The organism is Vibrio sp. A37 (genome assembly GCF_059777565.1).
The window spans coordinates 151,592-172,167 of record NZ_JBLNLI010000005.1 but is presented as its reverse complement, the minus strand read 5'-3'; the positions used below and the strand labels follow the sequence as shown (position 1 = coordinate 172,167).

At 43.3% G+C, this 20,576-nt stretch carries 21 protein-coding genes; 14 read left to right on the top strand and 7 right to left on the bottom strand.

Features of this window, described 5'->3' with window-relative positions:
• Positions 1-11: 11 nt before the first annotated feature.
• Entirely contained in the window at positions 12-698 is a 687-nt protein-coding gene (locus ACM2FC_RS10920; protein ID WP_498480932.1) for a phosphoglycolate phosphatase, read from the top strand.
• 124 nt (positions 699-822) lie between these two features.
• Positions 823-1,839 carry a tryptophan--tRNA ligase gene (gene trpS / locus ACM2FC_RS10915; protein ID WP_498480931.1) on the top strand — a complete coding sequence of 339 codons (1,017 nt, stop codon included), beginning with the start codon at positions 823-825 and terminating at the stop codon, positions 1,837-1,839.
• Positions 1,840-1,909: 70 nt separating this feature from the next.
• On the opposite strand, the gene ACM2FC_RS10910 is transcribed toward trpS, so the two are convergent.
• Together ACM2FC_RS10910 and ACM2FC_RS10905 are read right to left on the bottom strand one after the other, a co-directional pair.
• The gene (locus ACM2FC_RS10910; protein ID WP_498480930.1) at positions 1,910-2,311 is read right to left on the bottom strand and encodes a hypothetical protein; all 402 of its coding nucleotides are present in this window, start codon (positions 2,309-2,311) and stop codon (positions 1,910-1,912) included.
• A 139-nt stretch (positions 2,312-2,450) separates the two neighbouring features.
• Entirely contained in the window at positions 2,451-3,050 is a 600-nt protein-coding gene (locus tag ACM2FC_RS10905; protein ID WP_498480929.1) for a DedA family protein, read from the bottom strand.
• Between the two features lie 295 nt (positions 3,051-3,345).
• Here ACM2FC_RS10905 and ACM2FC_RS10900 point away from each other — a divergent pair, with 295 nt between their 5' ends.
• The 5 genes from ACM2FC_RS10900 to ACM2FC_RS10880 all read left to right on the top strand — a co-directional run bounded on the left by ACM2FC_RS10900 (position 3,346) and on the right by ACM2FC_RS10880 (position 8,931).
• Positions 3,346-3,924, top strand: a complete 579-nt coding sequence (locus ACM2FC_RS10900) for an aminodeoxychorismate/anthranilate synthase component II (protein ID WP_498480927.1) — start codon at positions 3,346-3,348, stop codon at positions 3,922-3,924.
• Positions 3,925-4,282: 358 nt separating this feature from the next.
• On the top strand, positions 4,283-5,494 hold the full coding sequence (locus ACM2FC_RS10895) for an aspartate aminotransferase family protein (RefSeq protein ID WP_498480926.1): 1,212 nt from the start codon (positions 4,283-4,285) through the stop codon (positions 5,492-5,494).
• Positions 5,495-5,631: 137 nt separating this feature from the next.
• Positions 5,632-6,651, top strand: coding sequence for an arginine N-succinyltransferase (gene astA, locus ACM2FC_RS10890; RefSeq protein WP_498480925.1), 1,020 nt, complete (start codon positions 5,632-5,634; stop codon positions 6,649-6,651).
• 15 nt (positions 6,652-6,666) lie between these two features.
• Positions 6,667-8,124 carry a succinylglutamate-semialdehyde dehydrogenase gene (gene astD / locus ACM2FC_RS10885; protein WP_498480924.1) on the top strand — a complete coding sequence of 486 codons (1,458 nt, stop codon included), beginning with the start codon at positions 6,667-6,669 and terminating at the stop codon, positions 8,122-8,124.
• A 12-nt stretch (positions 8,125-8,136) separates the two neighbouring features.
• A complete protein-coding gene (locus ACM2FC_RS10880; protein ID WP_498480923.1) occupies positions 8,137-8,931 on the top strand; it encodes a DUF1338 domain-containing protein in 795 nt (264 codons plus the stop codon).
• A gap of 78 nt (positions 8,932-9,009) precedes the next feature.
• On the opposite strand, the gene crp is transcribed toward ACM2FC_RS10880, so the two are convergent.
• The 5 genes from crp to ACM2FC_RS10855 all read right to left on the bottom strand — a co-directional run bounded on the left by crp (position 9,010) and on the right by ACM2FC_RS10855 (position 13,459).
• Positions 9,010-9,642 (bottom strand): cAMP-activated global transcriptional regulator CRP, encoded by a 633-nt coding sequence (gene crp / locus ACM2FC_RS10875; protein ID WP_237363177.1) that lies wholly within the window; start codon positions 9,640-9,642, stop codon positions 9,010-9,012.
• A 239-nt stretch (positions 9,643-9,881) separates the two neighbouring features.
• Complete coding sequence (locus ACM2FC_RS10870) at positions 9,882-10,751, bottom strand: phosphoribulokinase (protein WP_498480922.1); 870 nt, start codon at positions 10,749-10,751, stop codon at positions 9,882-9,884.
• A gap of 63 nt (positions 10,752-10,814) precedes the next feature.
• Positions 10,815-11,042 carry a YheU family protein gene (locus tag ACM2FC_RS10865; RefSeq protein WP_498480921.1) on the bottom strand — a complete coding sequence of 76 codons (228 nt, stop codon included), beginning with the start codon at positions 11,040-11,042 and terminating at the stop codon, positions 10,815-10,817.
• Positions 11,043-11,066: 24 nt separating this feature from the next.
• Positions 11,067-11,540, bottom strand: a complete 474-nt coding sequence (locus ACM2FC_RS10860) for a TIGR02444 family protein (protein WP_498480920.1) — start codon at positions 11,538-11,540, stop codon at positions 11,067-11,069.
• Positions 11,540-13,459, bottom strand: a complete 1,920-nt coding sequence (locus tag ACM2FC_RS10855) for an ABC transporter ATP-binding protein (RefSeq protein WP_498480919.1) — start codon at positions 13,457-13,459, stop codon at positions 11,540-11,542. Before ACM2FC_RS10855 ends, ACM2FC_RS10860 begins: the two co-directional genes overlap by 1 nt.
• Before the next feature lie 405 nt (positions 13,460-13,864).
• On the opposite strand from ACM2FC_RS10855, the gene kefG reads away from it, so the two are divergent.
• The 7 genes from kefG (at position 13,865) to motX (ending at position 20,457) form a co-directional block, all read left to right on the top strand.
• The gene (kefG, locus tag ACM2FC_RS10850) at positions 13,865-14,434 is read left to right on the top strand and encodes a glutathione-regulated potassium-efflux system ancillary protein KefG (RefSeq protein WP_498480918.1); all 570 of its coding nucleotides are present in this window, start codon (positions 13,865-13,867) and stop codon (positions 14,432-14,434) included.
• Between the two features lies 1 nt (position 14,435).
• Positions 14,436-16,244, top strand: coding sequence for a glutathione-regulated potassium-efflux system protein KefB (gene kefB, locus ACM2FC_RS10845; protein WP_498480917.1), 1,809 nt, complete (start codon positions 14,436-14,438; stop codon positions 16,242-16,244).
• A 12-nt stretch (positions 16,245-16,256) separates the two neighbouring features.
• Positions 16,257-16,457: a YheV family putative zinc ribbon protein gene (locus tag ACM2FC_RS10840; RefSeq protein WP_498480916.1), complete on the top strand. Its 201-nt coding sequence runs from the start codon at positions 16,257-16,259 to the stop codon at positions 16,455-16,457.
• Positions 16,458-16,546: 89 nt separating this feature from the next.
• Entirely contained in the window at positions 16,547-17,119 is a 573-nt protein-coding gene (gene slyD / locus ACM2FC_RS10835; protein ID WP_498480915.1) for a peptidylprolyl isomerase, read from the top strand.
• A 104-nt stretch (positions 17,120-17,223) separates the two neighbouring features.
• The gene (locus ACM2FC_RS10830; RefSeq protein ID WP_498480914.1) at positions 17,224-18,165 is read left to right on the top strand and encodes an isoaspartyl peptidase/L-asparaginase family protein; all 942 of its coding nucleotides are present in this window, start codon (positions 17,224-17,226) and stop codon (positions 18,163-18,165) included.
• Between the two features lie 152 nt (positions 18,166-18,317).
• On the top strand, positions 18,318-19,634 hold the full coding sequence (locus ACM2FC_RS10825) for an adenylosuccinate synthase (RefSeq protein ID WP_498480912.1): 1,317 nt from the start codon (positions 18,318-18,320) through the stop codon (positions 19,632-19,634).
• Positions 19,635-19,824: 190 nt separating this feature from the next.
• The gene (gene motX, locus ACM2FC_RS10820) at positions 19,825-20,457 is read left to right on the top strand and encodes a flagellar protein MotX (protein WP_498480911.1); all 633 of its coding nucleotides are present in this window, start codon (positions 19,825-19,827) and stop codon (positions 20,455-20,457) included.
• Positions 20,458-20,576 lie beyond the last annotated feature (119 nt).

Here is a 20,576-nt window from a genome sequence, read left to right as displayed (position 1 = left end):
GTGGATAAAAGATGTCGTTTAATACAATAAAGTTGATCGCTTTCGATCTTGATGGGACCTTGTTAGATAGTGTACCAGATCTTGCAGAGGCCGCTGATAAGGCGGTTAAGGCTTTAGGCTTTCCCTCAGTTAGTCTAGAGCAAGTTAAAAACTATGTTGGTAACGGTGCCGATTTACTGATTGGTCGTTCTCTAAGCCAGAATATACAAGTATCGGAACAATTGAGCTCAGAGACACTGGCTAAAGCTAGACAGCTGTTTGATGACTACTATGAACAAGGTGGCCATCGTCTTAGTCACCTCTATCCTCATGCTAAAGCTGCTTTAGCTCAATTACATGAGGCAGGCTTCAAGCTTGCGTTAGTGACCAACAAACCTTCTAAGTTTGTGCCTGAAGTGTTGGCTCAGCATGGCCTAGACGTCTTTTTTTCAGATGTTATTGGTGGCGATACCTTTTCTAACCGAAAGCCAGATCCTGAAGCTCTTAATTGGCTGTTAAGCAAATACAAGCTTAAGTCAGAAGAAATGCTGATGGTAGGCGATTCCAAAAATGATATTCGCGCTGCTCAAAATGCCGGCTGTCACTCTTTCGCACTTACCTATGGTTACAATCACGGCGAGCCAATCGCAGATTCCAAGCCCGATTATGTTGCTGACTCTTTGCTAGAACTGATAGAGCTAGTCTCTGTAACAGCCTAATTTTCATCTTCCCCGATTTTTCACTAGAAAAATACTGGTTAATGAGTACACTGAACCCGCTGTGTACTTATTAACTGGCACAGCTTAAATCGAATTTTATTAAGAAGTCTAAGGAATAAAACCTATGAGCAAACCCATCGTATTGAGTGGTGTTCAACCTTCTGGTGAACTAAGTATTGGTAACTACTTGGGTGCTCTTCGTCAATGGCAACAAATGCAAGATGACTACGATTGCCAGTATTGTGTTGTTGATCTTCACGCGATTACGGTTCGTCAAGATCCGCAAGCTCTGCATGAAGCCACATTAGATGCGTTATCAATCTGTCTTGCCGTTGGTGTTGACCCTAAAAAGAGCCCGTTATTTGTTCAGTCACACGTACCAGAACACGCTCAATTAGGTTGGCTTCTTAACTGCTATACCCAAATGGGTGAGTTGAGTCGTATGACGCAGTTTAAAGACAAATCTAGTCGTTATGCGAATGATGTCAATGCGGGTTTGTTTGGTTATCCGGTATTGATGGCAGCCGATATCCTGCTTTATGGTGCGCATCAAGTGCCAGTGGGTAATGACCAAAAACAACACTTAGAATTAGCACGTGATATCGCGACGCGCTTTAACAATATCTATGGTGCAGATAACCCAATTTTTACTGTACCTGAGCCATATATTCCGAAAGTGAACGCACGTGTTATGAGCCTTCAAGATGCGACGAAGAAAATGTCTAAGTCGGATGACAATCGCAAGAACGTGATCACACTGCTTGAAGACCCAAAATCTATCCTTAAGAAGATTAACAAAGCGCAAACAGATACTGAAACTCCGCCGCGTATTGCTTACGATATCGAAAACAAAGCTGGGATTTCTAATTTGATGGGACTGTATGCAGCCGCTACAGGAAAAAGCTTTGTAGAGATTGAAGCGCAATACCAAGGCGTGGAAATGTACGGTCCGTTTAAGAAAGATGTGGGTGAGGCGATTGTGGCGATGCTTGAGCCTGTTCAAGCTGAATACAAGCGAATTCGTGAGGATCGTGCTTACTTAGATTCCGTCATGAAAGAAGGTGCAGAAAAAGCCTCTGCTCGCGCCTCGGTTACGTTGGCAAAAGCCTATGAAGCGGTTGGTTTTGTCGCAAGACCGTAGATTCATTATTTAGCAAAAGCCCCTTGGACTCAGATGAGTTCAAGGGGCTTATTATTTGTAGAAAAGTGAATTAGCTTTTCTTGTTAGCGAAAAAATTTGTCGGTGTTTCAGTTTCGCAGCGAGCAAGGTCGTAGTCTTCGGTTGTGCCACCTTGGAAGTTCACTCTCACTACCATTCCCTTTTCGACGAAATATTTAAAAGTCTCACAAGAAACTCGATAACCCACTTCATTGGTTTCTGTGGTTATCCAAACAGTACCTGGTGGCTTTCTCATCTTCAGATATATCACGCCATTATCGTATACTTTGATATCGAATGTATTTACGTGATGGAACTGAGCGACATCTTTTTTTGCGGTCTCAATGGTTTGTTTTGAAGCGGTAGTTTGGATGTTCTGTGGGTTGATAGTTTGGCACCCTGACAGTGCGAGCGCTGCACCTACTGTCAACATCGCGAGTTTAAATTTGTTCATAAATCTGTTGTTTTATTCTTTAGCCACTTGAGTTGAGCGCGCAATATATCACAGTTGGCTGTTCGCTCTTGTGAAAGATATGATTTTCTACAGCTGTTGTTTAAAGCAAAAGCAAAAGCAAAAGCAAAAGCAACCAAAATTATTGACGTCTTTTACTCAGAATAAAGTAAGCAATCGCTGCGATAACAACTCCAGTTAAGCCCCAAAGTAGAATTTTGTGGTGATGATAAAAGTGCAGTACGTTGTCTAAATGTGCAAATATGTAGTTGACCAAAACACTAAATACAATCACCCACAGCGTCGAGGCAATTGCATTGCCAATAAAAAATGCTTTTTTAGACATCTTAGCCATTCCACAAGCCAAGGGCATAAATTGTTTTAAGCCTTCAACAAAACGGCTAATGACCAAGACAGTAGGGCCGTATTTTTGAATTTTCTGATGCATTTTTTGCAATTTGCTCTCAGAGATGTAGCCTTTTTTAGCCAGCCAACTCTCGAAGTAGTACCCGATAAAATAGCCGCAGGTGTTTCCCATAAAACAACTTATCCAGCCTACAGTGATAACTAGCGGGAAATTCATTACTCCTTGAGAAGCTAGAATTGAAGCAGTTATAAGTACTGATTGGCCTGGTAAAGGGATACCGGTGCCTTCAAAAAAAATAGAAACGATCAGTGCAAGATATCCATAATGCTCCAGTAATGGCTTCATTGAATCGATTAAGTGGTGGATATGTATCAAGCTGATCACCTATTAAGTCATACGTTCTCGAAAATTTCGCCGAGTAATTAGCTGGAAATTTAACCAATTGATAGCAGCAGAAGTCACAATTGGTGGCACAGTATAAGCGAAAAAGAGGCTTATTCACTACCAATATTATTGTTGGTAGCTAAGGGGTTATTGGGAGAGCGTCGATATACCAAACTGCAGTTGTTCTGCCTTGATGACGAATTTTTTCTTGCCTTTCTATTTCTGAACTGCACAATAGCTGCCACTGAGAAGTGAACACCTTTTATCGCAACGCAGACCCAATATTATGCTGGTTATCATCGACAACTATGACTCTTTTACCTACAACTTATATCAGTACTTCCGTGAACTAAATGTTGAAGTCGAAGTTGTACGTAATGATGAAGTGTCGTTAGCAGATATAGAAGCAATGGCACCTTCATATTTGGTCATTTCACCTGGACCTTGTACGCCAGATGAAGCTGGGATCTCGTTGCAAGCGATAGAACATTTTGCAGGAAAGTTGCCGATTTTGGGCGTTTGCCTTGGCCATCAAGCTATCGCGCAAGTCTTTGGTGGGGAGGTGATAAAGGCGAGGTCGGTGATGCACGGTAAAACCTCCCCCATTAGACATGCGTCTAAAGGTTTGTTTGCAAACTTAAATAACCCTTTAACTGTGACTCGCTATCATTCACTTATTGTTTGCAAAGAGACTTTGCCAGACTGTTTTGAGGTTACGTCTTGGACTGCATTTGCGGATGGAAGCCGAGATGAGATTATGGGTTATCAGCACAAGACATTACCTATCTATGCAGTTCAATTTCACCCAGAGTCCATTAAAACTCAACAGGGTTATGAGCTGCTAGACAACTTCTTAAATGTGTAATTTTTGTGATCAACATCTTCTTTTTGGTATCGGTTAACTAAACTGCCCAATTCTTCTCGTTTGCAAGAATATTCGTTCTGCCGTTCGGTAAAAAACGTCAAACTTAAAATCAACCTCTTTATTACTTGTCATTTAACCCATTATAAAAGAAGGTGTTAGTTGCCAGTATTTTTGCTGCATATTTAGTCATTTCTTATGCCTAATATTGGCTATGAGCGCCAGTGGTAAGAATAATTCACTATTGAAATGGTTAATTAAATGTAAATAAAATGCCACATTCTGCTAAATTCAAAACATTATATTCTTGCTGCGATAGATAGGCGTTCGAGCTAGCGTGTGGCATTGATAGGAGTGAGCAATGACATTAGGAAATAAAGTAGAGCGTGGGTTATTTGATGAAGTCATGGTGCCTTGTTACAACCCAATGGAGATGATTCCAGTTAAGGGTGAAGGCTCTAGAGTTTGGGATCAACAAGGTAACGAGTACATTGACTTTGCTGGTGGCATTGCGGTGAGTTGTTTGGGGCATTGTCACCCGGCTATGGTTGCTGCAATTAACGAGCAATCACAAAAGATTTGGCATCTTAGTAATGTCATGACCAATGAGCCAGCGCTTAGACTCGCTAAAAAGTTAACTGAAGTTAGTTTTGCAGAAAAAGTGTTTTTTGCTAACTCTGGTGCTGAAGCGAATGAAGCGGCATTAAAGTTAGCTCGCCGATGGGCAGCAGATATTCATGGTCCAGAAAAATCTGAAATTATTGCTTTCAAACAGGGTTTCCACGGTCGTACTTTCTTTACTGTGACTGTCGGTGGGCAAGCCGCTTATTCCGATGGTTTTGGACCAAAACCTGGCGATGTCACCCATCTAGAATATAACGATGTGGAAGCTCTCAAAGCGCATATGTCTGACAAAACGTGCGCAGTCATGATGGAGCCACTGCAAGGTGAAGGTGGCATTGTCTCTCCAAGTGATGAATTTGCTAAGACGGTTAGAGAGCTTTGCGATAAACACAACGCATTATTGATTTTTGATGAAGTACAAACCGGTAATGGTCGCACTGGCGATTTTTATGCCTATCAAGGTTTAGGGGTGACACCCGATATCTTAAGTACGGCGAAATCACTAGGCGGAGGTTTCCCAATAGGTGCGATGCTGACCACGACTGAGTTAGCCAAACATTTAAAAATTGGTACTCATGGCTCAACCTATGGCGGTAATCCATTGGCATGTGCGGTCGCTGAAGCTGTGGTAGATATTGTAAGCAAATCAGAAACGCTGGAAGGCGTTAAAGAACGCGAGCAGTTATTTAGATCTGGACTAGAAGCAATCAATGCTAAGTACAACTTATTTAGCGAGATTCGCGGTAAAGGCCTTCTGATTGGTGCGGCTCTCAACGAGGAATGGCAAGGTCGTGCTCGTGATGTATTAGTTGCAGCGGGCAAGCACGGACTAATGTTATTAGTGGCTGGTGCTAACGTCGTTCGATTTACTCCATCACTTGTTATTTCAAAGCAAGATATCGAAGAGGGACTAGCGAAACTCGATAAAGCGATTGCTTCAATTATTTAGTTTGTATGCCGAAATGACTTGAAGATGCATTGAAAGCTTATCTATTTATAGAAAATTCTTATCCTCAGGTTAATTTGGTATAGGTATGGTCTAAGGGGCTTCCCTTAGGCCTAATTTAGCGTCAGGAGGAAGTATCGATGCTGGTGGTTCGACCTATTACCATGGACGATTACGATGCACTGCACAAGTGCGCTGTAGAATCTGGTCATGGCTTCACTTCTTTACCCGTAAATGAAGAACTTCTCACTAATCGAATTCAACACTCAGAATATAGTTTTAGCAAATCCGAAGTTTTAGAGCCTGGAGACGAAGGTTATCTCATGGTTGGCTTCGATAGCGAGACAGGTGAAATTGCTGGAACTACAGGGATAGAAGCTTCTATCGGGTGGGATGTTCCGTTTTATTCCTATCACATTAGTAAAGTGGTTCACTCATCCCCGAAACTAGGGGTAAATAATGTGGTGAAATTGCTAACGTTTGGCAATAACTACACCGGTTGCAGCGAGATCTGTACACTATTTTTGCGGCCAAGCTTTCGTAAAGGGTTGAATGGCCGACTGATGTCTAAATGTCGTTTCTTGATGATGGCTGAGCACCCTGAGAGATTTTCCGAGACTATTTTCGCTGAAATGCGGGGTGTATCTGATGCTGATGGTAATTCTCCATTTTGGCAATGGCTTCAAGAGCACTTTTTTTCTATTGACTTCACCTTAGCAGATTACCTGACAGGCATTGGTAAAAAAGGTTTTATCGCCGATCTGATGCCAAAACTGCCCATTTATATCAACTTACTCAGTGCAGAAGCGCAGGCTGTGATAGGCAAGGTTCATGACAATACTAAGCCAGCTCTAAAACTGCTTGAGCGAGAAGGTTTCAGTTGCCGAAATTATGTGGATATTTTTGATGGGGGTCCAACGGTTGAGTGCGATCGAAAAAACATTGAATCGGTGCGTCATTCTGCGAAAGCGACCGTGCAGATTTGTGAACACTCAAGCTCGCAAGACTACTTAGTCAGTAACACTTCGTTCGAAAACTTTCGTGCGACTACTGCCAAGTTAGCGTATGACCACGAAACAGAGAGTGTATTGATGGCTGAAGAAGTCGCAAAAGCGTTGTTAGTGGAAGATGGGAACAAAGTGAGAATATTGGCGTTATAGATAAGGTACATGATTATGACTCAATGGATTGCCGGAAAGTGGCAACAAGGTGAGGGCGAGTCAATAAGCTCAATCAGCCCTTACAATAATGAAGAAATTTGGCAGGGGAAAAGTGCGACCACAAGTCAGGTTGTAGAAGCTGTTGCCGCTGCTCGTAGTGCTTATTTGTCTTGGAAGAAAACCAGTTTTGCTGACCGTGAAAAGGTTGTTTTAGCATTTGCAGAGTTGGTGAAACAAAATAGCGAAGAAATCGCAAAGATTATCGCCCAAGAGACGGGAAAGCCGCTGTGGGAAACACGCACAGAAGCTGCCGCAATGGCAGGAAAGATAGCGATTTCTATCCGTGCTTATCATGACCGTACTGGTGAAGTGACACGAGAAGCGGCTGGCAATCAGATTGTATTGCGCCATCGTCCACTAGGTGTCATGGCAGTATTTGGTCCTTATAACTTCCCGGGTCACCTACCGAATGGGCACATTGTTCCTGCGCTTCTTGCAGGTAACACAGTCGTATTCAAACCATCTGAGTTGACACCTTGGATTGGTGAGTTTGCTATGAAGTTGTGGCAACAAGCTGGTTTGCCCGATGGCGTGATTAACTTAGTTCAGGGTGCAAAAGAGACAGGGATTGCTCTAGCCGAAGCAAGGGGTATTGACGGTGTGCTGTTTACGGGCAGCGCAAATACGGGACACATCCTCCATCGCCAATTCGCAGGCCAACCAGGTAAAATGCTGGCATTGGAAATGGGTGGCAATAACCCAATGGTGATATCCGAGCTGTTTGGTGAGCTTGATGCAACGGTTTACACCATTATCCAATCTGCATTTATTAGTGCTGGTCAACGTTGTACTTGCGCTAGGCGTCTTTACGTTCCGAAAGGAGATAAAGGTGACCAGCTGCTGTCTCGTTTAGTTGAAGCAACAAAAAATATACAAGTGGGTGAACCGTTTGCAGAGCCAGCACCATTTATGGGGCCACAGATCTCAATGCAAGCGGCTGAGTTTATTTTGAATGCACAAAAGAACCTTCAATCTCTTGGAGGGCAAAGTTTGCTCGAAGCGAAAGCGGGTGAGGCTGCATTTGTGACACCGGGAATTATTGATGTAAGCGCTATTCAAGAACTTCCTGATGAAGAGTATTTTGGGCCGCTGCTCCAAGTCGTTAGATACAGCACGCTCCAAGAGGCGGTAGAGCTAGCCAATGACACACGCTATGGCTTGTCCGCAGGTTTAGTGTCTACTAAAGATTCTGAGTGGGAGTATTTTGTTGATCATATCCGTGCGGGTATCGTGAATCGCAATAGGCAGCTGACAGGTGCAAGTGGTGACGCTCCGTTTGGTGGACCTGGTGCGTCGGGTAATTTAAGGCCAAGTGCGTACTACGCAGCGGATTATTGTGCTTACCCTATGGCTTCAATGGAAGGGCAGTCAACAGTGCTTCCAGATACGCTAAGCCCAGGAATCAAATTGTAAAAAGGAGACGTCATGACGCCTGCATTATTTTTCCAGTTAATCTGGAATGATTACATCCAAAGGTTGTGTCCTTCAGCCCATCAAGTTCATGATCTTTTGCAAGAAGATGAAGCGTTGATCAATGATCACATTGCTTTGCGAACATTTAACTTAGCGCCGGTTGGTCTTGATGCGCTAGCAAAACACTTTATCGATCTTGGCTACAAAGAGTGTGGTGATTATGTGTTTGAAAGTAAGCACTTAGTCGCTAAGCATTATGAGCATCCAGATTCGACCCAGCCTAAAGTGTTCATTAGTGAGTTGGAAGTTGAAAAATTTTCCCCTCAGGTGCAAAGCATCGTCAAAACGCTGATTTCTCAAGTGACCTCACAAGTGGTGGGTGCTGATGACTTCATTTATTCAGGAAGGCCTTGGCAAGTCAGTTACCAAGACTATCTGATTTTAGCTAAGGAAAGTGAGTATGCGGCTTGGCTCGCAGCGCATGGATATGGTGCGAATCATTTTACCGTTAGTGTTAATCAACTGAATCGATTTTCTGAGGTGCAAGGCGTCAATGACTATTTGCGAGATGCTGGCTTTAGGATCAATACCTCTGGTGGTGAAGTGAAAGGTTCCCCTGAAGTGTTGCTAGAGCAGTCATCAACAATGGCAGATAAAGTCGATGTAGTCTTCAGTGATGGTGCTCAGTCTATTCCGGGCGGCTTTTATGAATTTGCTAAACGCTACTCAATGGCAAGTGGTGAGTTATACCCAGGCTTTGTTGCCGCTTCAGCAGATAAGATTTTTGAAAGTACGGACTCAAAGTAATACCACACTAAAAAGTGACAGAAATAAAACGGCCACCGATTTAGGTGGCCTGTTTTTTCGTAGGGTGTTGTTCGATGCTTATCGAGTACCGTAAACCACAATAGTTTTACCGTGTGCAGAAATTAGATTCTGCTCTTCGAGCATCTTCAAGATACGACCTACCGTTTCACGAGAACAACCTACTATTTGGCCGATCTCTTGGCGAGTGATCTTGATTTGCATACCGTCAGGGTGAGTCATTGCGTCTGGTTGTTTCGCAAGATTCAATAACGTTTGAGCAATACGTCCAGTAACGTCTAGGAAGGCTAAATCGCCCACTTTCTGACTGGTTACTTTTAGACGGCTTGCAATCTGTGAAGACAGTCTCATCAGGATGTCTGGGTTAACTTGGATTAGCTGGCGGAATTTCTTAAACGAAATTTCTGCTACCTCACAAGGAGACTTAGCTCTAACCCATGCTGTGCGCTCTTGATCCTCTTCAAATAGACCGAGCTCACCGATGAAATCGCCTTGATTTAGGTAAGAAAGGATCATTTCCTTACCTTCTTCGTCTTTGATCAGAACCGCTACAGAACCTTTAACAATGTAATATAAAGTTTCCGCCTTCTCGCCCGCATGAATTAACGTGCTTTTTGAAGGGTACTTGTGAATATGACAATGTGAAAGAAACCATTCTAACGTTGGATCAGTTTGAGGTTTACCTAGAACCATAATATCTCACTTCCTCTGCAGGGGACGCTTGCTGCTTTCCGTATTTTAGCTAAGCCCAATGGGTTTATTAGGATAAGAACTCTTTCCTTATGCTGCAAGCTATCTTGTGTCTCGCATTCAAATAGTATCCTTTTTCGAGCTCGATTTCTTGACTTTAATGGGGTAGATGGCCCCATTTTAAGCGCAAAAGTGTGCATAGGATCACGGTATGAAAACTAAACACGACTGGTGTCTAATTTTTAACCAATCTTGCCCGTCTCGATCAGTTGTTGAAGTATTGGTCTGACGATCAGTTCCATGGCAAAACTCATCTTACCTCCAGGTACCACAAGGGTATTATGACGAGACATGAATGAACCATCAATCATAGCTAGGAGGTATGGAAAGTCGACGTTCTTGATACCACGCAAGCGAATCACCACAAAGCTTTCGTCTAGGCTAGGAATACCCTTTGCGTTGAGTGGGTTGGAAGTATCGACGGTCGGGACACGCTGAAAATTGATATGAGTTCGAGAAAATTGTGGTGTAATGAAGTTGAGATAGTCATCCATTGAGCGAACAATCGAGTCCATGACCGCTTCTCTGGAGTGGCCTCTATCTCGAGTATCACGAACAAATTTCTGAATCCATTCTAAGTTTACAATGGGGACCATGCCAATAAGTAGGTCAACGTGTTGGGCAACATTGACATCGTCATCAACGACGCCACCGTGTAAGCCTTCGTAGAAAAGTACGTCTGAGTTTTCAGGTAACTCTTGCCAAGGCGTAAACGTACCTGGCATTTGATTGTATGGAACCGCTTCATCAAAGGTGTGCAGATATCGACGAACCTTTCCGACACCTTCATTACCAAATTTCTTGAAGAATTCTTCTAACGCGGGGAAATCATTGGCTTGAGGGCCAAAATAGCTGATGTGACGACCTTGTTCTCTGGCTTTCCTAATTTCGACGTCCATTTCTGGGCGAGTAAACTTATGAAAGCTGTCCCCTTCAACCCAAGCCGGCTTTACTTTCATCATGTTAAACATTTTTCTGAAAGCTTCTGAAGTCGTAGTTGTTCCCGCACCGGAGGAACCAGTGACGGCTATTATCGGATGTTTTGCTGACATGACGGACCTTGTCTTAAATCGTACTCACCTGTTTGCACTTGACTATAACAGGAAGTGAATGGGCTATGAAATATCATGTTGAAAAGTGTTGCGTAGCTGTATATCTACAGTCTCATGCAGCTCTGAGAAGACAACACAAGCTTCATTTGATTCGAGTTGAGACTTAACTTGGTCAATTTTATCTTCTAATGATATCTCTTTTTCACCATAGTCAGTCCCTTCACGCAATACAAACTCTCTGATGAGGTTGCGCAGTGTTTCAGGCTCAATTTTTTGCCACGGTATAATCACATCTTCCCCTGTTATATTTTATGCTTAGGTATATCTGGATGCTGGAGCAGAAAACGCTGAATATAAACGTTCTCCCCCTAACTGGCGGCAGTAACGCAAAGTAAGCGGAGCGCCCTGATTGGTTACGAGAGGGATTGTGTTGATGCATTCGACTAGATCGGATTGTTGCTGCTTTTCTAGTTGTAATTCGAATTGCAGTGACTCTCTATACAAGGTGTCTGGTAAATGCTGCTTGTATTTACGACGCAACTCTCGATAACTATTTAACAGAGTTTCTGAGCGGCCTAAGCACTCCTCAACCTTGTGCCAATCCTCTTCTTTAAAAGTGACTTGTTGTTCATCTAACCATTTGAGCAAAAGCAATAAATTAACATTGCCTCGAAATTGGTTTTGTAGTTCAAGACAGGCTTCTTTTACCTGGCGCACACCATAGTATTGCAAACTGAATTGCCATAAACGCTCTAATGTTAAAGAGGTGCGCGCTGGTTTTCGAGTCATTACTGATTGAATTCCTGTTCCATCTGCTCGAGGCTTTCTTGCAGTGACATCCACTCAATTTCTACCTCTTCCAGTTGAGACTTGCTGCTCGCTTGAAGCTCAAGTACTTGTGTAAGTTTAGCTTTATTTTCTGCTTCATACAGGGAAGTGTCCGATAATTGTTGTTCTGCATTGCTTAGTGCATCGTTCAATCTATCCATTTCACTTTCTAGTTTTGTCAGCGTTTTGCGAATTGGCGCAGTCTGTTTACGGAATTCTGCCTCTTTACGTTTTTGCTCTTTTCTTGAAGCGGCACTATTGGCTGCTTGGTTGTCATTCGTTTCTGGGCGACTGTCTTTTTTTATTTGTTTCTGTTGCTCTGTCAGCCACTTATAGTACCCCGTCAAATCCTCATTGAATGGGACGACTTGCTGGTCGTGAACGAGGTACAGATCATCTGTAGTTGCACGTAATAAGAAGCGGTCATGGCTGACGATGACCATCGCTCCTTCGAACGTTTGTAAAGCCATAGTTAGAGCTTGGCGCATGTCGAGGTCTAAATGGTTGGTCGGTTCATCGAGAAGCAGCAAGTTGGGTTTTTGCCAAACAATTAGTGCCAATACCAAACGCGCTTTCTCTCCGCCCGAAAAAGGCGCGACTTTTTCTAACGCTTTGTCGCCGATAAAGCCAAAGCTGCCTAAGTAGTCTCGAAGTTGTTGTTCTGTATGGCTTGGCGCGATTTGCATCATGTGCTGCAAAGGTGACTCTTCAGGGTGGAGTGTTTCTAGTTGGTGCTGAGCAAAGTAACCAATTTTAACCCCTTGAGAATAATGGAACTCACCGCCTTGAGCTTTTAGCTCACCAGAAAGCAATTTGATTAAGGTTGATTTACCTGCACCATTTCGGCCAAGCAAACCAATACGACTTCCCGGAACTAAATTTAACTGGATTTTGCTCAGGATGAGCTTATCACCGTAACCAGCCGATACCTCTTCCATGCGAAGAATTGGATTCGGCAGAGCAGAAGGTTCTCTGAAGTTAAAGCTGAATGGGTTGTCATATTGTGCAGGTAGCACTTTTTCCATTTTCTCTAGAGCTTTGATTCGGCTTTGTGCTTGACGAGCTTTGGACGCTTTGTAGCGGAATCGATCGATATAGCTTTGCATGTGCGCCATTTGTTTTTGCTGCTTTTGGTACATGGCCTGCTGCAGCACTAACTTTTGCGCTCTTTGATCTTCAAAAGATGAGTAGTTGCCGGTGTACTCGTTCAGTTGCTGGTTTTCGATGTGAATAATCCTATTCACAATTGGATCGAGAAAGTCCCGGTCGTGGGAAATTAGGATAAGGGTTCCGGGGTAATTTTGTAGCCACTTTTCAAGCCACATAACTGCATCTAAATCTAGGTGGTTGGTGGGTTCGTCAAGCAGTAACAAGTCTGAGCGACAAAGTAGGGCTTGAGCTAGGTTCAACCTCATTCTCCAGCCACCCGAGAAGTCGGTGAGATTCCAGCTCATTTGCTCTTGGCTAAAACCGAGACCATTTAATAGCTCTGAAGCTCGGGCATTGATCGTGTAGCCACCGATGGTTTCAATCTTGCCATGAAGCTCAGCAGCTAAGGTGCCGTTATTTGCATGCTCTGCTTGGGCCAATTCTTTTTCTAGGTCGCGATATTCTCGATCACCGTCGATGACGTATTCAATCGCACTACGCTCTAGAGCGGGCGTTTCCTGAGCGACCCAAGCAAGCTCCCAATGAGCAGGCTGGCTAAACGAACCAGCATCAATGGTGAGTTCGTCTTTTAGTAGAGCGAATAATGTGGACTTACCACAGCCATTTTTTCCTACTAGCCCTACTTTATTGCCAGGTTGAATTGTGGCTGAAGCGTTATCGAGCAAAGCTTTGCCACCGCGCAGAAGTTGAATATCAGAAAAGGTAATCATAAGAATAACTGGGATCTTGTTGCTGTTGTCTCGAGGGAAGATTAGAGTCTGCAGATCTCTTGAGATGAAATATCTGTTCGAATCCCAAGCTTTAAATTACGCTGCAGAGTAAGAAGCTTAGCACTCTATGTGATTCGCCTGCAACAAGGAGTAAAACTTCGAATTGAATGCTTCGGCAATCGCTTTCTAGAATAAAAGAAGCGACCAACATCTGAAAAAATCATCACAAAAGGCTAGCAGATCCTATGGGATTAATGATAAATGTCGATCATTATGCAATATGAGGTATGATTCTAAAGGAGATATGCCGAAATAACCTAAATTATTTTAAGCTTGGGTTAAACATGCAGATTCAGCCCGTAAAAGGCAATTGCCATTCAACTGATAAGGAAAGCGAAACGGCGAATGACGAAATCTACAGTAGTACCTTCAACTTCTCCTAAGGTTTTGGTGATCTACGCTCACCCAGAATCAGAAAGTTCTACCGCTAACCATACAATGATTAAGAAAATACAAGGGTTGGCGAATGTAACTGTTCATGATTTGTATGCTCAATATCCTGATTTTTTTATAGATGTTAATACAGAACATCGCCTTTTGATGGATCACGATGTTATCGTTTTTCAGCATCCTCTTTATATGTATTCCTGTCCAGCGTTATTGAAAGAGTGGTTTGACCGAGTGTTAAATAAGGGCTTTGCATTTGGGGAGAGTACAGCCTTAGAAGGAAAAGTGTGGCGAAGTGTGATTACCACAGGTGGTAATAAGGATGCTTTTGGTTCTAAAGGTTATAATAGATATCCATTAGAAGAAATTTTACAACCATTCGAGTTGATGGCAGCACTATGCAAGATGGAGTGGATTGAACCATTAGTATTGTACTGGTCTCGCAACGTAAGTGATGCTGAACGTTATCAACACGCAGAAAATTACCGTCTTTGGCTTATTGGCCTAGAAGTGACACAAGGAAGCTGACATGACCATAGACAACGACATACTAGAAAGTTGTGCCGTTTTCCTTGCTGCTGCTGTAGTAATGGTGCCAATTGCCCAGCGATTAGGACTCGGTTCAGTCCTTGGTTATCTATTGGCAGGTGTTGCAATTGGTCCATGGGGATTTGGTTTAATTGATGATGTAGATGCCATATTGCACTTTGCTGAGTTTGGTGTGGTGTTGCTTTTATTTTTGATTGGCCTTGAGCTAAATCCACGAAAGCTATGGCAGTTAAGAGGGCCTATTTTAGGTCTTGGCGGGGCTCAGGTGGTGATTACTACAGCCTTGCTATCAAGTGTTGCAAACTTAGCGGGTCTTAGCTGGCAGACCAGTTTGGTCATTGGTATGGGTTTGGCCCTTTCGTCGACAGCAATTGCGCTTAAAGTCATGGAAGAGCAAGAATTAGCCGGGACACCAACAGGGCACTCAGGGTTCGCGGTTTTATTATTTCAAGATATCGCAGTTATTCCTATGCTGGCATTATTGCCGATTTTGGCAGGAAACACGGCGGGTGATTGGTATGACGCGGCTTGGATGCTAGGTGGCGTAACAGTTTTGTTTATTTGTGGCCACTTCTTGCTGAGGCCTTTATTCCGTTATGTTGTGATGACCGGGGTTCGAGAGCTTTTCACCATGACCGCGCTACTTCTCGTGGTAGGGATTGCTGTCATCATGAAGCATCTAGGCATATCAATGGCATTGGGGACTTTTCTGGCAGGGGTTCTTTTAGCAGATAGCGAATATCGTCATGAGTTAGAAATCGCAATTGAACCCTTCAAAGGCTTATTACTGGGTTTATTTTTCATCTCTATTGGGATGGCTGTAAATTTAGGTTTATTCTTGCTGTTACCTTTTAAGGTTCTTGCTGCTGTTATTGGTCTAGTACTCGTCAAAGCTGTCATTATTTATCTGTTAGGGCGTGTATCTGGCATCCGTTCTAAAGCTCGTAGCCGGGTTGCTGCCATTTTAAGCCAAGGTGGGGAGTTCGCATTTGTTATTTTTACCGCAGCAGGGGCTGAAGGGTTACTCAATGCGGAGCAATCATCTTTCTTGTTGCTAGTGGTCAGTTTATCGATGGTAACGACACCATTGCTTCTGATGGCACAAAACAAGTGGTTTGCCAAGAAACTAAATGCACTCGATGAGAGCCTTGATGAAAATAAAGTCTTTAATCAAGAGCCGAAAGTTATCATCGCTGGTTTTGGACGATTCGGCCAAATTGTTGGCCGCTTAATGTACGCCAATAAAATAAAAGTGACGGTTCTAGAAAGTGATGCGAGTCAAATACGTTTGCTGAGAAAATTTGGCTACAAAGTGTTTTATGGGGACGCGACTCAAGTTGATTTGTTGCGCTCAGCCGGAGCTGAACAAGCGGAAGCGATCGTAGTTTGTACTGACTCGCCCGATGAAATTATCAGGATAGTCGGTATCTGCCAGACTTATTTCCCCAATCTGAAAATTTTAGCGAGAGCGAGGAGCCGGGTTGAAGCCTACCAATTGTTAAGCAACGGCATAGAGACTTTCTCGAGAGAGACGTTCTTGGGTGCACTTGATTTAGGTCGCCAGACTCTCATCGAATTAGGAATGCACCCTTATCAAGCCAAAAGAGCTGAAGCGCACTTTGCGAAGCTCGATAATGCTATGTTGCAAGAGTTATTGCCTCAACATACGGATGATAAACAACTCGTTCATAGAGCAATGGAAGCGCGCAAAGAGCTTGAAGAAATTTTTGATAGAGAAATGGACAATGACAAACAGTCGACGCATTATTGGGAAAAAGATGAAACGTAAGGCCAAGGTCTGTTGAGTAACAAAAAGAGATTTATCGCAGGAGCAAGCTGTCAACAGTGTCATAGCACTGATACTTTAAGATGGTGGGTAGAAAACAATATTGAGCATGTTGAATGTGTAGAGTGTGGATTTTCTGAGCAGAGAAAACCTCAGTCAATAGAGGGTAATACACATGCGAAACGCGATATGATTGGAATTTTTAAACCTGAATAATTTGAGTTTTTGGATTTGATCCCCATATTATTCGGTAATTATATTACGTTTGAGGTTTGCCTCACTCATAACGCTGCTTTGGAGCAATTATGAAAATTGAAAAAAATGTTGTTGTTAGCCTTGCTTATCAACTAACACTAGAAGACGGTGTAGTTGTTGACCAGTCTACAGCAGAAGCGCCGCTAGATTATCTGCATGGTCACAACAATCTGATCGTTGGTCTAGAAAAACAGTTAGAAGGCAAGACTGCCGGTGATAAATTCACTGCAACAGTTGCTCCTGAAGATGCCTACGGCGAACACAACGAAGCATTGGTTCAGCGTGTTCCAGCGAATGTTTTCCAAGGTGTCGATGAAATTGAAGTAGGTATGCGCTTTTTGGCAGATACTGACCAAGGGCAAATTCCTGTAGAAATTACAGAAGTTGATGGCGATGAAGTCGTCGTTGATGGTAACCATATGCTTGCAGGTCAAACGCTACAATTTGAAGTAGAAGTCATTGCTGTGCGCCCAGCATCTCAAGAAGAGATTGACCATGGCCATATTCACCAAGCAGGTTCCGGTGGTTGCTGTGGTGGCGAAGAAAAAGAAGGTTGCTGCGACAAAGAAGGTGGAGAAAAAGCTGAAGGTTGCTGCGGTGGTGGTGACTGTAAGTCACACTAATTTTCCACAGCACTAATTAGTACTCAAAACGCTATCTGTTGATTCAGGTAGCGTTTTTTGTTTATCTAATCATTAATTAAGAAGCGAACTTTCAAGGAGTGGACATGAGCAATCCATTTTCAATTGCTATTCACGGTGGTGCTGGCACCATTTTAAAGGAGCAAATGTCTGAAGAACTTAAGCAGTCGATTATTATGGATTTAAGTGATTCTGTGCGTGCAGGGCATAAGGTGCTTAAACAAGGCGGCGATGCGTTAGATGCTGTTGTGGCGGCTGTTGTGGTGTTAGAAAATTCACCCAATTTCAATGCGGGTAAAGGATCTGTAATGACCCACAAAGAAATTGTCGAGATGGATGCTTCGGTCATGCATGGTGCAAAAATGGATGCAGGTGCAATTGCGGGTGTTCGTCATATAAAAAATCCAATCACTCTAGCAAGAGATGTTATGAACAATAGTAACCATGTTTTTTTGATTGGAGAAGGTGCAGAAGAGTTTGCTTTTCAACATGGTCACGAATATACAGAGCAAGATTATTTCTACACAGAAAGGCGATACGAACAGCTTCAGGAAATGAAAAGTAAAGGTGAATACGCACTTTCTGAATCGAAGTACCCTGACGACAAAAAGTTTGGCACTGTTGGCGCAGTTGCGCTGGACAGTAAAGGAAATTTAGCTGCAGCGACCAGCACAGGTGGAATTACTAACAAGCAATATGGTCGAGTGGGAGATTCAGCCATTATCGGTGCTGGAACGATGGCGGAAAATGGTAATGTGGCTATTTCAACAACAGGAATGGGTGAGTTGTTTATTAGGAAAACTGTTGCTGGAGATGTCGCTGCGCGGATGCGTTATTTACAAGAAGATATCGAAACCGCTTGCGAAACTGTCGTGCAAGGTGAGCTAAAAGAGATTGGAGGTGAGGGCGGACTCATCGCTGTCGATGCCCAAGGAAGTATTCATTTCTCGATGAACAGCTCGGGTATGTATCGCGCTTCAGTCGATATTAACGGTGTCGAAACCGTGAAAATTTATGCTGATGAGTAATATTCTCTTTATAAAAGTGTCTACAATTTAAGTTAATTATTCTGTAGCTCAATGGGTTATCTTAGCATTTAATTGCAATGGCTAAAAAACGACTGCATCAAAATGGATTCGGTGCTAGAATCCATTTTTAACTAGCAATCAGACTTGGAAAGATGGGTAATAACGTAGTCGTTCTGGGCACCCAATGGGGTGACGAAGGAAAAGGTAAAATCGTAGACCTTTTAACTGAAGATGCAAAGTACGTGGTTCGTTATCAAGGCGGTCACAATGCAGGTCATACTCTAGTCATTGACGGTGAAAAAACCGTTCTTCACTTAATTCCATCCGGTATTCTTCGTGATAACGTCAAATGCGTTATCGGTAATGGTGTTGTTCTTTCACCTGAAGCATTACTGAAAGAGATGAAACCTTTAGAAGAGCGTGGTATTCCAGTTCGCGAACGTCTATTCATTTCTGAAGCTTGTCCTCTAATTTTGCCATACCATGTTGCTTTGGATCAGGCTCGTGAGCTTGCTCGTGGTAAAAAAGCAATTGGTACAACTGGTCGTGGCATTGGTCCAGCTTACGAAGATAAAGTTTCTCGTCGTGGCCTGCGTGTTGGTGACCTATTCAATAAAGAAGCCTTTGCAGCCAAGCTAAAAGAAGTGATGGAGTACCATAACTTCCAACTAGTGAACTTCTACAAAGCTGACGCTGTTGACTATCAAGAAGTGCTAGAGCAAGCGATGAGTTATGCTGATCTACTGACTTCTATGGTTATCGATGTCACTGATGAGCTAGATGCGGCGCGCAAACGTGGTGATAAGATCATGTTTGAAGGTGCGCAAGGTACATTGCTTGATATCGACCATGGCACTTACCCATACGTAACGTCTTCAAACACGACTGCTGGTGGTGTGGCTGCGGGTTCTGGTTTTGGCCCTCGTTACCTTGGTTATATCCTAGGTATCGCAAAAGCATACTGTACTCGCGTGGGAGCTGGTCCTTTCCCAACTGAGCTTTACGACGGTCAAGACAAACAAGATCCTGTTGGCAAACACTTAGGTGATGTTGGCCACGAGTTTGGTGCAACCACTGGTCGTTTACGTCGTACAGGTTGGTTTGATGCTGTTGCTATGCGTCGCGCAATCCAGATTAACTCTGTAACGGGTTTCTGCCTAACTAAGCTTGATGTTCTAGACGGTTTGGAAGAGCTAAAAATCTGTACTGGTTACCAAATGAAAGACGGTTCAGTGCTAGAAGTTTCTCCAATGGCAGCAGAAGCGTTCGAAGAAGTGACGCCTATCTACGAAACCATGCCAGGTTGGACTGAAACGACGTTCGGTGCGAAGTCTATCGATGATCTTCCACAAGCTGCTCTAAACTACATCAAACGTATCGAAGAGCTAACAGGTGTTCCAGTTGACATCATCTCAACTGGCCCAGATCGTAACGAAACGATCATCAAGGTTCACCCATTTAACGCATAATCGGGCAAACCAAGCTATTTAGAGCCGACCTCTTTAGGTCGGCTTTTTCGTTTCTATAAATCAATACAAAACTATCCTAAAGACTTTTTCCTGTGTGCCGATAGATCAATCAAGCCCAAGTTTTTCAGGTGAAGAGACTATACTTATTGAGTGAGTATGGGGGCTATTGAATCCATTGAAGAGTACAAATATGAAGCTACGACACGTAGCCGCTTCAATCATGGCCGTATTTTGTTCTTTTTCGTACGCGGCAGAGGTGGGACCGGGTGAGCCGGTTCCTATCTATAGTGAAGCTGAGCTAATAAAGCTAATTAACGAGAATAAACATCTAGAAAGAGTCAAAGCAGACAAGTGTCAGCTGGTTGAAGATATTGTTGCGCGTGCAACTCGCATCAATTTGCCTTCTTATGAATTTTTGTATGGTGATATGCTTTCTTGGGGCGTGTGTGTCGATCAAGATGTTGAGCTCGGGCTTTATTATATTGAAAGTGCTGCTCAGCAAGGGCTGCCCGCGGCACTTGAGCAACTTGGTCGCTATTACTCTAGCGGCACATTAGTTCAACAAGATAAAGAACGCGCAATCCCTTACCTTCGTGAAGCGGCGGCATTAGGGAATATTCCTGCCCGCATTCACTTGGCAGAACTATTGCTGCGTGACTATGGAAGCCCGTTGGATTTCGAAGATGCCTATCGATGGTTATACAACTCTGTTACGTCGGATAAACTGATTCACAAGAGAATAGCCCTTCTTCGCCAAGGGTTAGAAACACGAATGCCACAAAATATTGTCGCTCGAGCGAAGAGTAGAGATACTTTCTGGTAACCATTTATGCAGCGATATACTTAAGACAAATTTGATAAATTGCGCTAATTTGAACACGTTTCTGTAGCTATGTTGAAGACTCAGATATACTAAGCAGGTATTCAAAAATTTTGCTAGGT

Bases quoted from the DNA above. Each gene is read 5' to 3' on its own strand.
- ACM2FC_RS10880 (WP_498480923.1), top strand. From the start codon at position 8,137: ATGACGCCTGCATTATTTTTCCAGTTAATCTGGAATGATTACATCCAA.
- motX (WP_498480911.1), top strand. From the start codon at position 19,825: ATGAAGCTACGACACGTAGCCGCTTCAATCATGGCCGTATTTTGTTCT.
- ACM2FC_RS10830 (WP_498480914.1), top strand. From the start codon at position 17,224: ATGAGCAATCCATTTTCAATTGCTATTCACGGTGGTGCTGGCACCATT.
- kefG (WP_498480918.1), top strand. From the start codon at position 13,865: ATGACGAAATCTACAGTAGTACCTTCAACTTCTCCTAAGGTTTTGGTG.
- ACM2FC_RS10855 (WP_498480919.1), bottom strand. From the start codon at position 13,459: ATGATTACCTTTTCTGATATTCAACTTCTGCGCGGTGGCAAAGCTTTG.
- ACM2FC_RS10900 (WP_498480927.1), top strand. From the start codon at position 3,346: ATGCTGGTTATCATCGACAACTATGACTCTTTTACCTACAACTTATAT.
- trpS (WP_498480931.1), top strand. From the start codon at position 823: ATGAGCAAACCCATCGTATTGAGTGGTGTTCAACCTTCTGGTGAACTA.
- ACM2FC_RS10895 (WP_498480926.1), top strand. From the start codon at position 4,283: ATGACATTAGGAAATAAAGTAGAGCGTGGGTTATTTGATGAAGTCATG.
- ACM2FC_RS10870 (WP_498480922.1), bottom strand. From the start codon at position 10,751: ATGTCAGCAAAACATCCGATAATAGCCGTCACTGGTTCCTCCGGTGCG.
- ACM2FC_RS10910 (WP_498480930.1), bottom strand. From the start codon at position 2,311: ATGAACAAATTTAAACTCGCGATGTTGACAGTAGGTGCAGCGCTCGCA.
- astA (WP_498480925.1), top strand. From the start codon at position 5,632: ATGCTGGTGGTTCGACCTATTACCATGGACGATTACGATGCACTGCAC.
- ACM2FC_RS10860 (WP_498480920.1), bottom strand. From the start codon at position 11,540: ATGACTCGAAAACCAGCGCGCACCTCTTTAACATTAGAGCGTTTATGG.
- astD (WP_498480924.1), top strand. From the start codon at position 6,667: ATGACTCAATGGATTGCCGGAAAGTGGCAACAAGGTGAGGGCGAGTCA.
- ACM2FC_RS10920 (WP_498480932.1), top strand. From the start codon at position 12: ATGTCGTTTAATACAATAAAGTTGATCGCTTTCGATCTTGATGGGACC.
- ACM2FC_RS10825 (WP_498480912.1), top strand. From the start codon at position 18,318: ATGGGTAATAACGTAGTCGTTCTGGGCACCCAATGGGGTGACGAAGGA.
- kefB (WP_498480917.1), top strand. From the start codon at position 14,436: ATGACCATAGACAACGACATACTAGAAAGTTGTGCCGTTTTCCTTGCT.
- crp (WP_237363177.1), bottom strand. From the start codon at position 9,642: ATGGTTCTAGGTAAACCTCAAACTGATCCAACGTTAGAATGGTTTCTT.
- slyD (WP_498480915.1), top strand. From the start codon at position 16,547: ATGAAAATTGAAAAAAATGTTGTTGTTAGCCTTGCTTATCAACTAACA.